General features: G+C 65.1%; 10 protein-coding genes and 3 tRNA genes. 8 read left to right on the top strand and 5 right to left on the bottom strand.

What is annotated here, in order from left to right; translation table 11 throughout:
* Positions 1-33: 33 nt before the first annotated feature.
* The 4 genes from G015_RS0112255 (at position 34) to G015_RS0112240 (ending at position 6,042) form a co-directional block, all read left to right on the top strand.
* Positions 34-924: a M23 family metallopeptidase gene (locus tag G015_RS0112255; protein WP_018138015.1), complete on the top strand. Its 891-nt coding sequence runs from the start codon at positions 34-36 to the stop codon at positions 922-924.
* A 115-nt stretch (positions 925-1,039) separates the two neighbouring features.
* Positions 1,040-3,826 carry a preprotein translocase subunit SecA gene (secA, locus tag G015_RS0112250; RefSeq protein WP_018138016.1) on the top strand — a complete coding sequence of 929 codons (2,787 nt, stop codon included), beginning with the start codon at positions 1,040-1,042 and terminating at the stop codon, positions 3,824-3,826.
* A gap of 22 nt (positions 3,827-3,848) precedes the next feature.
* On the top strand, positions 3,849-5,060 hold the full coding sequence (gene argJ / locus G015_RS0112245; RefSeq protein ID WP_020146827.1) for a bifunctional glutamate N-acetyltransferase/amino-acid acetyltransferase ArgJ: 1,212 nt from the start codon (positions 3,849-3,851) through the stop codon (positions 5,058-5,060).
* Entirely contained in the window at positions 5,041-6,042 is a 1,002-nt protein-coding gene (locus G015_RS0112240; protein ID WP_020146826.1) for a Nudix family hydrolase, read from the top strand. Before argJ ends, G015_RS0112240 begins: the two co-directional genes overlap by 20 nt.
* 22 nt (positions 6,043-6,064) lie before the next feature.
* On the opposite strand, the gene zapD is transcribed toward G015_RS0112240, so the two are convergent.
* The 5 genes from zapD to pilB form a co-directional block, all read right to left on the bottom strand.
* On the bottom strand, positions 6,065-6,835 hold the full coding sequence (gene zapD, locus G015_RS0112235) for a cell division protein ZapD (RefSeq protein WP_018649096.1): 771 nt from the start codon (positions 6,833-6,835) through the stop codon (positions 6,065-6,067).
* 150 nt (positions 6,836-6,985) lie between these two features.
* Positions 6,986-7,597: a dephospho-CoA kinase gene (gene coaE / locus G015_RS0112230; RefSeq protein WP_018138020.1), complete on the bottom strand. Its 612-nt coding sequence runs from the start codon at positions 7,595-7,597 to the stop codon at positions 6,986-6,988.
* Positions 7,598-7,601: 4 nt separating this feature from the next.
* Positions 7,602-8,465 carry an A24 family peptidase gene (locus G015_RS0112225; RefSeq protein WP_018138021.1) on the bottom strand — a complete coding sequence of 288 codons (864 nt, stop codon included), beginning with the start codon at positions 8,463-8,465 and terminating at the stop codon, positions 7,602-7,604.
* Positions 8,466-8,750: 285 nt separating this feature from the next.
* Entirely contained in the window at positions 8,751-9,962 is a 1,212-nt protein-coding gene (locus G015_RS0112220) for a type II secretion system F family protein (protein WP_018137561.1), read from the bottom strand.
* Between the two features lie 51 nt (positions 9,963-10,013).
* Positions 10,014-11,732, bottom strand: a complete 1,719-nt coding sequence (gene pilB, locus G015_RS0112215) for a type IV-A pilus assembly ATPase PilB (RefSeq protein WP_018137562.1) — start codon at positions 11,730-11,732, stop codon at positions 10,014-10,016.
* A gap of 208 nt (positions 11,733-11,940) precedes the next feature.
* Here pilB and G015_RS0112210 point away from each other — a divergent pair.
* The 4 genes from G015_RS0112210 to G015_RS0112195 all read left to right on the top strand — a co-directional run.
* Positions 11,941-12,025, top strand: a tRNA-Tyr gene (locus G015_RS0112210).
* Between the two features lie 56 nt (positions 12,026-12,081).
* A tRNA-Gly gene (locus tag G015_RS0112205) sits at positions 12,082-12,155 on the top strand.
* 44 nt (positions 12,156-12,199) lie between these two features.
* Positions 12,200-12,275, top strand: a tRNA-Thr gene (locus G015_RS0112200).
* 66 nt (positions 12,276-12,341) lie between these two features.
* Positions 12,342-12,712, top strand: a 371-nt coding sequence (locus G015_RS0112195) for a GTP-binding protein (RefSeq protein WP_020146825.1), incomplete at its 3' end; no start/stop codon positions are given.

Below are 12,712 nucleotides of genomic sequence, written 5' to 3'. Positions count from 1 at the left end.
AAGCCCGACAGTACAAGAGTAATTGAGAAACGCATGCAACTGATCGTACTACGACCGGATGGCCTTTGTACCCGCCTCCCGTTTCGCATCACCCTTGTCCTTTCCGTAACCCTGCTCGCCCTGGTCGTGGCCGCAGTCGCCGCCGCCTACTGGGTGGGACAGCAGCAGCGCGAGGTCATCAAGGTACCGGTGGTACCGGGAAGCGACCAGGCGGTGATCGAGGCCGCCGAGCGCGAGGTTGCGCACGAGGGCCTGAAACACCTGGCCGAACGGGTGGTGGTCCTCGAACGCCAGCTCGCCCGCGTCGACCTGCGCATGCGCTCGGTGGGTGAGAGCCTTGACCTGGATTTGTCCGAGCTGATGCCCGCGATGGGGGGGCAGGGTGGCCCCGAACTGGAGGGCCCGGATTCACCCATTGCGATGGATGAGCGCCTCTACGCCCTGGAGCGCCTGCTCCATCGACACCAGGCTTCGGTGGCCCTGATCGACGACACACTGCGCGAGGATGCCTCGCGCGAGGCCCTGCGCCCGCAGTTGATGCCGGTCGACGACGAGGCCTGGATCAGCTCGGCCTTTGGGTACCGCAATGACCCGTTTACCGGCGCCCGGCGCTTCCATTCCGGCATGGACTTCGCCGGCAGCCATGGTTCGGATATCCGGGCCGCGGGTGGTGGAATCGTGGTGTTCTCGGGCAAGCGCGATGCCTACGGCAAGATGGTCGAGATCGATCACGGGGGTGGTCTGCGCACCCGCTACGCGCACAACTCGGAGTTGCTGGTGGAGCCGGGGCAGCGCGTGGATGCCGGCGACACCATTGCGCGCATGGGCCGCACGGGCCGTGCCACGGATACGCACCTGCACTACGAAGTCCTCAAGGCGGGCCAGGCCGTTAACCCCTACGACTTCCTGCCCAGCGACGACTGAATCCGAAACCCTCTCCGGCACCCGCCCCCCGCGCAGGTGGTGGGCGGATGGTTTATCCTAGATAGGTTTCGGACAACGGCTGGCTCTTAATACAAGCCCCCTCAAGCGGATCCCTATGGTCAAGCAGCTCGTACAGAAGTTCTTCGGCAGTCGCAACGACCGCATCATCAAGCGCTATCGCAAGCAGGTCGAGCAGGTGAACGCCCTCGCGGAAGCCACCGAGGCCCTGCCGCGCCAGGAGCTGGAACACAAGACCACGGAGCTGCGCAAGCGCGCCCAGGACGGCGAGTCCATCGACAAGCTGCTGCCGGAGGCCTTTGCGGTCTGCCGAGCCATGAGTGTGCATGCCCTTGGCATGCGCCATTTTGACGTGCAGCTGATCGGTGGCATGGTGCTGAACGACGGGCGCATCGCCGAGATGCGTACCGGTGAAGGCAAGACCCTGGTCGCCACGCTCCCTACCTACCTCAACGCCCTGTCCGGCGATGGTGTGCACGTGGTCACGGTCAACGACTACCTGGCCCGCCGCGATGCCGCGTGGATGGGCCGGCTGTATCACGCCCTGGGGTTGAGCGTTGGCGTGGTCAACTCCTCCGGCGGGCTGGGCGTGGACAGCGCCTCGTATCTGTACGACCCCGAGTACAAGGCCGAAGAAGGCGGGATGGACCACCTGCGTCCGGTGACCCGCCGCGAGGCCTATGCCGCGGATATCACCTACGGCACCAACAACGAGTTCGGCTTCGACTACCTGCGCGACAACATGGCGTTCTCCGCCGACCAGCGGGTGCAGCGCGGTCTCAATTTCGCGGTGGTCGACGAGGTTGACTCGATCCTGATCGACGAGGCGCGGACCCCGCTGATCATCTCCGGTCCCAGTGGTGACAGCTCCGAACTGTACGAGCGGATGAACAAGCTACCGCCGCAGCTCACTCGTCAGGAAGACGAGGAGAGCGAGGGCGACTACTACGTCGATGAGAAGGCCAAGCAGGTCTTTCTGAGCGAGGATGGGCACGAGAAGGCCGAGCAGTTGCTGCGCGAGGAGGGGTTGCTGGAAGAGCACCAGTCCTTGTATGACGCCGGCGCGATCCAGGTCCTGCATCACCTGAATGCCGCGCTGCGCGCCCACGCCCTGTTCCACCGCGACGTGGACTACCTGGTGCGTGACAACAAGGTCCAGATCATCGACGAATTCACCGGCCGCATCATGGGTGGTCGGCGCTGGTCCGAGGGGTTGCACCAGGCGATCGAGGCGAAGGAAGGCGTGCCAATCCAGCGCGAGAACCAGACCCTGGCCTCGATTACCTTCCAGAACTACTTCCGCCTGTACGAGAAACTGGCCGGCATGACCGGTACTGCGGACACCGAGGCCTACGAGTTCCAGACGATCTACGGCCTCGAGGTTGTCGTGGTCCCCGGCAACAAGCCGCTGGTGCGGGACGACATGCAGGATCTTGTCTACCTGACCCAGGAAGAGAAGTACGAGGCGATCATCAAGGAGATCCAGTGGTGCGTCGAGCGGAAACAGCCGGTACTGGTGGGTACCGCTTCCGTGGAAAGCTCCGAGCGCCTGGCCCAGGCGCTGAAAAAGACCGGGATCAAGTTCGAGGTGCTCAACGCCAAGCAGCATGAGCGCGAGGCCGCGATCATTGCCCACGCCGGACGCCCGGGCGCGATCACGCTGGCCACCAACATGGCCGGCCGCGGGACTGACATCGTGCTGGGTGGGTCGCTGGACGCCGAGCTGGCCGAAGTGGACCTGGACGACACCGCGAAATGCGAGCAGATCAAGGCGGACTGGCAGAAGCGCCACGATGCCGTGCTCGAGTCCGGTGGTCTGCACATCATCGGCTCCGAGCGCCACGAGTCCCGCCGTATCGACAACCAGCTGCGCGGCCGTTCCGGGCGTCAGGGCGACCCAGGCTCCAGCCGTTTCTTCCTCTCGCTGGAAGACAACCTGATGCGGGTGTTCGCCTCCGAGCGCGTGCGCGGGCTGATGCAACGCCTGGGCATGAAGGAGGGCGAGGCGATCGAGAATGCCTGGGTTTCGCGCGCGATCGAGAATGCCCAGCGCAAGGTCGAGGCGCACAACTTCGACATCCGCAAGCAGCTGCTGGAGTACGACGACGTCGCCAACGACCAGCGGCGGGTGATCTACGAACAGCGCGCCGAGTTGCTGACCACCGAGGATATCAGCGACACGATCGAGGCCTTGCTCAATGACGTGGTCAATGCCCAGATCAGCGAGTACATCCCGCCCGGCTCCATCGAGGACGAGTGGGACGTCGAGGGTCTGGAGCAGGCACTCAACGGCGAATTCGGGATCGATCTGCCCGTGAAGCAGTGGCTGGAGGATGAGGACGACCTGCACGAAGAGCCGCTGCGCGAACGGATCATCGAGCACGCCCGCACGCTTCTTGCCGGCAAGCGCGAGCAGCTGGGCGAGACCACGATGAACCGGCTGCAGCGCGACATGATGCTGCAGGTGCTGGATACCCAGTGGAAGGAACATTTGGCCGCGATGGACTATCTGCGCCAGGGCATCGGGCTGCGAGGCTACGCCCAGCGCAACCCGAAGCAGGAATACAAGAAGGAAGCCTTCGCGATGTTCCAGTCCCTGCTGGAACGCATCAAGCACGACGTGATCAAGTATCTGCTGCGCATCCAGCTGCGCTCGCCCGAAGAGGTCGAGGCGCTGCAGCCGAAGAAAAAGGCCCCGGCCGAGTCCGACATGAACTTCCAGCACGAGAACCCGGACAGTGCGCTGGACGCCGGGGCGGAGGAGCGCGAGCCGGTGGCCAGTGGTGACACCCCCTATCGTCGCGAGGGCCCCAAGCTCGGCCGCAACGAGCCCTGCTGGTGCGGTTCGGGCAAGAAGTACAAGCAGTGCCACGGCAAGCTCTGAACGTATACGGGAGCACGTGAATATGGCCGTTGGGCTGCAACCACCGGACACATTGCTGCCGGTGCCCGGTATCCGTCTGGCGACTACCGCGGCGGGCATCCGCTATGCCGGGCGCGACGACCTGGTGCTGATCGATGCCGGCGCGGATGCCACCATTGCCGCGCTCTATACCACCAACGCCTTCTGCGCCGCCCCGGTCGTCGTGGCCCGTGAACACCAGTCCGCGCGCCCTGGCCGCTGGCTGTTGATTAACGCGGGCAACGCCAATGCGGGAACGGGGGAGCCGGGGCTGGCCGCTGCGCGGGCCTGCTGCGAGGCGGTCGCTGAAGTGGTCGGTGGTGATGCCCGCGCGGTGCTGCCCTTCTCCACCGGCGTGATCGGCGAGCCGCTACCGGTCGAGCGGATCACCAAGGTTCTGCCCACACTGCATGCGGCGCTGGTACCGAATGGCTGGATGCAGGCGGGCCGCGCGATCATGACCACCGATACCGTGCTCAAGGGCGGCAGTCGCCGTATCGAGCTCTCGGGCGGTACCGTGACGCTGACCGGGATCGCCAAGGGCTCCGGGATGATCCACCCGAACATGGCCACGATGCTCGGGTTCATCGGGACCGATCTCGCCATCACCGAAGCCGAACTGTTGCCTTTGCTGCGCGAAGCGAATGGGGCCAGCTTCAACGCCATTACGGTGGATGGCGACACCTCCACGAACGATGCGGTCGTCTGCATGGCCTCGGGCGCCAGTAGTGCGACGCTGGCAACGGCCGAGGACCGCGAGACCTTCATGCGCGCACTCGGAGATCTGTGCCTGGAGCTCGCGCAGGCGATCGTGCGCGACGGCGAGGGGGCGACCAAGTTCGTGACCGTGGCGGTGGAGTCGGCCCGTGACGAGGCCGAAGCCGCCCGGGTGGCCGAGACCGTGGCCCTGTCGCCGCTGGTCAAGACCGCCCTGTTCGCTTCCGACCCCAATTGGGGGCGCATCCTGGCCGCGGTCGGCCGCGCCAGCGTCGCGGACTTGGTGATCGAGCAGGTCGCCATCACCGTCAATGGCGTCGAGATCGTCCGCGGCGGCGGGCGTTCCCCGGACTACACCGAGGCGGCCGGGCAGCAGGCCTTTGCGCAGGACGAGATCGAGATCCGGATCGCACTGGGCCGGGGACAGGCCGTGGCCCGCAAGTATACCTGCGACTTCTCCCACGAGTACGTCCGTATCAATGCCGAATACCGGTCCTGAGCCGGTCGGTACCACTCCGCCGCTGGAGGTTGCGGTGGGGCTGGTCCTCGATGCCGAGGGCCGCGTGCTGGTCAGCCGTCGTCTGGCCGGCCGGCACCTGGCTGGCTATTGGGAGTTTCCGGGCGGCAAGATCGATGCCGGCGAGAGCGCCTTTGCCGGGCTGGTGCGCGAGTTGCACGAAGAGCTGGGGATTGTCGTGCGCGCCGGGGTTCAGTGTCTGACTGTGCGCCATGACTTTGCCGAGTGTTCCGTGGCCCTGCGCGTGTTCCGGGTAACGGACTGGTCCGGCGAGGTGCATGGCCGCGAGGGGCAGGAATGGGCCTGGCGCGACCCGGCCACCCTGGACCCCGCGGATTTCCCCGCTGCCAATCACCCGATGTTCCAGGCCCTGGTCCTGCCGCAGCGCTACTTGATTACGCCATCCCCTGCGGTGCGGGCCGAGATCCCGGCCGTGGTTGAGCAGGTCCAGGCAGCGCTGGTGGATATGGACGGCGCGATGCTGCAGGTCCGGGCGCCGTCATTGGGGCGGGCGGACTACCGCGCCTTGGTCGAGCCACTCCACAGATTTGCCCGCGCTCGCGGGGTACCGCTGCTGGCCAACGCCCCGTGGGAGTGGGTCGCGGACCTGTTGGGTATCGGATGGCACCTCCCCGAGCGGCGCTGGCGTGCGCTGGACGAACGCCCTTCGGTTTCGGGTCTGGTGGCGGCTTCGGTGCATGGCGCCGAAGGGCTGGCTGCCGCCGCCCGGCTGGGGCTGGATTTTGCCGTCCTGAGTCCGGTGTGTTCCACGGCCTCCCATCCCGGCGTGCCGGGGATGGGGTGGGTGCAATTCGCCGCGCGGGTGCGCGAGGCTGGGGTCCCGGTTTATGCCCTGGGCGGGATGCGTGCGTCCGATCTGGATCAGGCGCGGACCTGTGGAGCCCAGGGGATCGCGGCCATCCGGGGGTTGCTGGGCATGCAGGCCGGTGAAGCGGCGGTTTGAGAAGTGAATCCGTTAAACTCGCTTACAGGGCACAGCAGCACAGCCGGAATTCGATGTCCTGCGCGGCGGGGATGGGGCGGCTGCGGAAATCCTCGGGCGAGAAAAAACGTACCGTGAAGCGCTGGCGTCCTGCGCTGATCTCCGGGTAGTACCCCAGATCGGGATCGACACTGACCCGGATCAGCTGCCATGCATGGCTCGTGTCCAGGCTGCGTTCGAAATAGCCGTCTTCGGCGATGGCGGACTCCGAGCGCCCGGAGCGGCGCATATAGGACAGGACCTGGATGGTCGCCTCGGCTACCGTGTTCAATGGCTCGAACCATTCCAGCAGTAGTGCGGTGCGCTCCGGGGAGCTTTGGGCCAGCCAGTGATGGTAGATCGGCAGGTCGAAATCGAAGGCCCCGCCGGGTAGCGCCATGCGCTGGCGCACGCTGTTGAAGAATTCGTTGCCACGCACCCGATGATCCAGCGCCCCGGCCTGTTCTTCCAGGGCGGAGTGCAGGCGTTTCTGCGCCTGCATGGTCTCGGTGAACCGCTCCGGGTCGACGCCCGGCTGGTGCGTGAGTCGGTTGAGGTTGGCAGTCTGGCGCTCGATCTCGCCCATCAGTTCGCGCTTGATGTCGACGCGGGTGACCAGGGCATAGATGTCGACCAGCGAGACCAGGGCCTCATGGTGGTCAAAAGGCCGGCCGGACTCCAGGGCATCCCCGAACCGCTGGGCCAGCGCCTCCAGACGCAACAGCAGTCGCACGCGTTCGTGCAGCGGTTGTTCGAAGGTGAGCAATTGGGTCACGGGCGGCCCGTCCGGCTTGGGTTCTCGGTGTTGCGGGGCAACACGACCTTGGCAGTATCCAGTATTCAGGGGGCGACTTTCCACCCGTCCTTGTCAGCAATCGGAGTCGGTGCGCAATCTCTCCCCTTATTGCGGCCCGGATGCATGTGGCTAGCCATGCCCCGTTACGGCTCGCAGCTCATCGTGCAGGCCGGACACCTGCTGGCGCAGATCCTCGTCCGTGGTCGTGCGGTCGTTCGTGATCACCCGGTCGCCGCGCTGGCGGCGCTCGTCCGGGCTCAACTGGCAGTCCATGATGGCCTGCACCTCGGCCGGGGTGCGGCCATCGCGATGGGTGACGCGCTCGAGCTGTTCCTCCGGCTTGCAGTCGACCACGATGACCGGGTCGAACTCGTGCTCCCACCCGGCCTCGAACAGCAGCGGCACCACGATCAGCGCATAGCCGTTGGTGTCTGGCAGATCACGCAGACGGCGTTCCAGTTCTGCGTGCACCGCGGGGTGGACCAGCGCTTCCAGCGCCTTGCGCTCGTCGGGTTGTGCGAAGACCCGTGTGCGCAGGGCCCCGCGATCCAGGCGTCCCCGCGCATCGAGTACCCCTGGTCCGAACTGTTGAACGATCGCGGCATGCAGGTCGTGTCCCGGCTCTTGCAGTTCGCGGGTGATCCGGTCGGCGTCGAGCACCGGTACCCCCAGGCTGGCAAACAACCCGGCGACGCGGCTCTTGCCGCAGCCAATCCCGCCTGTCAGTCCGACCCGCCGCATGACACTAGAGCCCCTGTGGGAAGTAGAACGCCACCAGCGTATCGCCCCAGATCAGTGCCAGCCACCCGGCGGCCGCGAGATACGGCCCGAACGGGATCGGGATGTTGCGGTCGCGCCCGCGCAGCAGGATTAGCAGGATGCCGACGATCGCCCCGACCAGGGAAGCCAGCAGAAGGATTACCGGCAGGGCCTGCCAGCCGAGCCATGCGCCCAGTGCGGCGAGCAGCTTGAAGTCGCCATACCCCATGCCCTCCTTCCCGGTGGCCAGGCGGAAGCCGTGAAAGATCAGCCAAAGCACCAGGTAACCGGCGGTCGCTCCGATCACGGCCGACTGCAGATCGGTGAAGGTGCCCGGGATATTGACCAGCAGCCCCAGCCAGAGCAACGGCAGGGTCAGCTGGTCCGGGAGCAGGGTGGTGCGCGCGTCGATCCCGGCGGCGGCGATCAGAACGCCGGTGAAGATCAGCGCCAGCAGCGCCGTCGTGTCGGCTCCGAAGTGCCAGATGGTCAGGGCAAACAGGACTGCGGTGAGGATCTCGACCAGCGGATACTGCCAGCTGATGCTCGTGCCGCAGCCTGGGCAGCGCCCGCGCAGCCAGAGGAAGCTGAGCACGGGGATGTTCTCGTACGAGCGGATCGGCCGCTCGCACTGGGGACAGCGCGAACGCGGGCGCAGCAGGTCGAACGGGGTGTCGTCCGCCGGGGGCTCCTGTTCCAGGATTGCGCGTGCCTCGGCGTTCCAGCCGCGCTCCAGCATCACCGGCAGCCGGGCGATGACCACGTTCAGAAAGCTGCCGATCAGCAGCCCGAATACCGCTGCGACCGCGATTGCCCAGGACAGGGGCAGGAGTTCTTCCGTGCCGAGCATCCTAGGGAAGCCCTGACCAATGTGCACGCTCGCGCTCGAGTCGCTTTTGCGTGCGAACAAGGCGCGGTAAGCGCAGTGTAGCCGAGCTACATAAGCGAGCCGCAACGCCGTTCGCGCGCAAAAGCGGCCGAGCCCCTGCATTGAATGATTGGTGGGGTTGGAACCCCAGGTTCCCCGATCCTGCGTTGCGCCGCTTGCGGGTAGAACCACTACCCGCTGCACGGCGCGCCTTGTCTCGGAAAACCTGGGGTACCAACGCGAGTGTGTACATTGGTCAGGGCTTCCCTAGATGACTTGACCCATCTGGAAGATGGGCAGGTACATCGCGATCACCAGGCCGCCGACCAGTACGCCGAGTACGACCATGATCAGGGGCTCCAGCAGGCTCGAGAGGCTGTCCACGGCGTTGTCGACCTCGGCCTCGTAGAAGTCCGCGACCTTCGCCAGCATCGAGTCCAGCGAGCCGGATTCCTCGCCGATCGCGACCATCTGCACGACCATGTTGGGGAAGACCCCGGTATTGCGCATCGACCACTGCAGCTGTGCCCCGGCCGAGGTCTCGTCGCGCATGCGCAGCGTGGCCTCGCGATACAGCGCGTTGCCCGTGGCGCCGGAGACCGAGGTGAGGGCATCGACCAGCGGTACACCGGCCGAAAACATCGTGGACAGCGTCCGCGCGAAGCGGGCGATCGCGGCCTTGCGCAGGATCGGACCGAAGGCCGGGGCCTTCAGGATTGCGATATCGAGAAAACGCGCAAACCGGGGTGAGCGTTGCCGGGTCTGTACGAAGGCGAAGCCGATCGCGACCATGATCGCGAGGATCAGCCACCACCAGGACTGCACGAAATCCGAGAGGTCGACCACCATGCGGGTGAAGACCGGCAGGTCCGCACCAAAACCCTGGAACAGCGCCTCGAACTGCGGGACCACATAGATCAGCAGGATGGCCGTAACCACGATTGCGACCACAATGACCGCCGCCGGGTAGAACATGGCCTTGCGGATCTTGGCCTTCAGGGCCTCGGTCTTTTCCTTGTAGGTGGCGACCTTGTCCAGCAGGGTCTCGAGCGTCCCCGCCTGCTCGCCGGCCTCGACCAGGTTGACCACCAGATCATCGAAGTACTTGGGCTGCTTGGCCAGCGCGGCGGCAAAGGTCTCGCCGCCCTCGACGTCGGCCTTGAGCTTGAGCACGAGATCGCGCATCGCCGGCTTCTCGTTGCCGCGGCCGACGATCTCGAAGGCCTGTACCAGCGGCACGCCGGATTGCAGCATCGTGGTCATCTGCCGCAGGAAGTAGGCGATGTCCGCGGGGACAATCTTCTTCTTGCCCCCGGAGAGCAGCGACTTCGGCTTCTTGCGAATCTTGACGACATTGATGCCGTTCTTGCGCAGTTCGGAGCGTGCGACGGCTTCGCTGTCGGCCGGGGTCTCGCCCTTGACCCGGTCGCCGTTCTTGTTCAGTCCTTCCCAAGCGTAGATTGTCCCGGAATCGGCCATCTACTGTCCCCCTGTGCTGGTGACCCGAACCGGAGCCCTTCCGGCGTCTCCCTAGTCCTTGGTCACGCGGTTAACTTCCTCGAGGCTGGTCATCCCCGCCAGAACCTTTACCAGGCCGGCGCGGCGCAGGTCCTCGACTCCTTCCTTTGCGGCCTGCTGAGCCAGCTGCATGGAGTTGTAGCCCTCCAGAATCCCGCGCTGCATCTCTTCGCTGATCGGCATGACCTGATAGATGCCGACCCGCCCCTTGTAGCCGTTGGTGCACTGATCGCAGCCCACCGCGCGATACGCCGTTACCCCGGCCTGGATGTCGGCGTCGGTGAAGCCCTCCTTGCGCAGGACCTCCTCCGGGAGATCCTCCGGTTCCTTGCAGTTCGTGCACAGTCGGCGCGCCAGGCGCTGCGCGATGATCAGCAGGATCGAGGAGGCGATGTTGTAGGGCGGTACCCCCATGTTCGCCAGTCGGGTCAGGGTCTGCGGGGCATCGTTGGTATGCAGCGTGGAGAGCACCAGGTGCCCTGTCTGCGCCGCCTTGATCGCGATCTCCGCGGTCTCGAGGTCGCGGATCTCGCCCACCATGATCACGTCCGGATCCTGACGCAGGAAGGCGCGCAGCGCGCTGGCGAAGGTCAGCCCGACCTTCGGGTTCACGTTGACCTGGTTGACCCCGGGCATGTTGATTTCCGAGGGGTCTTCCGCGGTGGAGATGTTGCGGTCGGCCGTGTTCAGGATCCCGAGGCCGGTGTACAGCGACACCGTTTTACCCGAGCCGGTCGGGCCGGTGACCAGGATCATCCCGTAGGGTCGCTTGAGCGCCTGGAGGTAGGCCTCCTTCTGGTGTTCCTCGTAGCCGAGCTGATCGATCCCGATCTGGGTGCTGCTCGGGTCGAGGATACGCATTACGATCTTTTCGCCGTACAGCGTGGGCAGTGTGCTGACACGAAAATCGATCGCGCGCGTGCGCGAGAGCTTCAGCTTGATGCGCCCATCCTGCGGGACCCGACGCTCGGCGATGTCCATGCGTGACATGACCTTGACCCGCGCGGTGATACGTGGCGCCAGGGTGTTCGGCGGGTGGGCGATCTCGTGCAGCACGCCGTCGATACGAAAGCGCACGCGGAAATCCTTCTCGAACGGTTCGAGGTGGATGTCCGACGCCTTGCGGTTGATGGCGTCCATCAGCACCTTGTTGACGAACCGCACCACGGGTGCGTCGTCCACCGCGTCCCCGGCATCCGACGTGTCGCCGTCATCGCCGCCACCCGATTCGATGGCCAGGTTCTCCAGGTCGTCGTCGCCCAGATCGTCCATCAGCGACGAGGCAGCGCTCAGCGCGCTTTCGATCAGGCGGTCGAGCTTGTGCCCCTCGACCAGTACGGCCTCCACCGGCATCCCGGTAGCGAACTTGAACTCGTCGGTGGCCCCCAGGTTGGTGGGGTCGGAGACCGCGATATACAGGCGGTTGCCGCGCTGCATGATCGGCAGGGCGTGGTGTTTCTGGATCAGCTTCTCGTTCAGGTGATCCTTGGGCAGCAGCTCGGGATCAAAGCACGACAAATCCAGTACCGGGAGCCCGAACTCCTCGGCCGCGGCCTCGGCCAGGCGAGCCTCGGAGACCTGCCCCTTGCTGGCCAGCAGGGGCATCAAAGGGGTCTGCTGAGCGCGCGATTCCTCGGCGATCTGGGCAGCGATATCTTCCGCAATCAGGCCGGCGTCCACGAGACGCTTGGCCAGACCCGGCAGGCGGGGCGCCGTTGTCGTGTTGGGCATGGGCCTCTACGCGCGAATCTTCAAGTCCTGAATAGGCACACTCTACGTGCGTCTGTCGTGGAATGGAAACCGTCAGGCGCACCGTATGATCGGAAATCATAGGCAGATAATGAGTGACACGCGCGCGTGTCCGCGTGATCTGCGAGCGGGATGCAATCCCTGCTTGACGCTGTGCTTCGCGCTGGTTCAGAATACGCGGCTTGATCGAGGAGGGATACCCAAGCGGTCAACGGGGGCAGACTGTAAATCTGCTGGCTCAGCCTTCGGAGGTTCGAATCCTCCTCCCTCCACCATCGGGTTTTCAAGCCAGCGGCCTGTAGCGGGCGGTGGTTCGGCAAGCCAGGGTTCTGCGGGTGTAGTTCAATGGTAGAACCTCAGCCTTCCAAGCTGATGATGTGGGTTCGATTCCCATCACCCGCTCCAGTTGATCCGAACGGTTCGGGTCCGGCCCTGGCCAGGTAAGTCAGGCTCATGTAGCTCAGTCGGTAGAGCACTTCCTTGGTAAGGAAGAGGTCACCGGTTCGAATCCGGTCATGAGCTCCAATTTTGTGTAAGTCAGCGTACAACCTGCGTCGCTTGTGAAAGCGTCACGATCCGGGGAAGCGAGAGATGTCCAAGGAAAAGTTCGAGCGTAAGAAGCCGCATGTGAATGTGGGGACGATTGGTCATGTGGACCATGGCAAGACCACGCTGACGGCGGCGATGACGGCGGTGCTGGGCAAGAAGTACGGCAGTGAAGCCCGTGCGTTTGACCAGATCGACAATGCGCCGGAAGAGAAGGCGCGCGGGATTACGATTGCCACGGCGCACGTGGAGTACGAATCCGACATTCGTCACTACGCGCATGTGGATTGCCCTGGGCACGCGGACTACGTGAAGAACATGATCACGGGTGCGGCGCAGATGGACGGCGCGATTCTGGTGGTGTCCGCGGCCGATGGCCCGATGCCGCAGACCCGCGAGCACATCCTGCTGGCGCG

It is taken from the genome of Thioalkalivibrio sp. ALJ15 (assembly GCF_000383695.1).
In the GTDB taxonomy this organism is placed as follows: domain Bacteria; phylum Pseudomonadota; class Gammaproteobacteria; order Ectothiorhodospirales; family Ectothiorhodospiraceae; genus Thioalkalivibrio.
The sequence above is the reverse complement of the archived record's forward strand: the minus strand, read 5'-3'. Positions and strand labels throughout refer to the sequence as shown.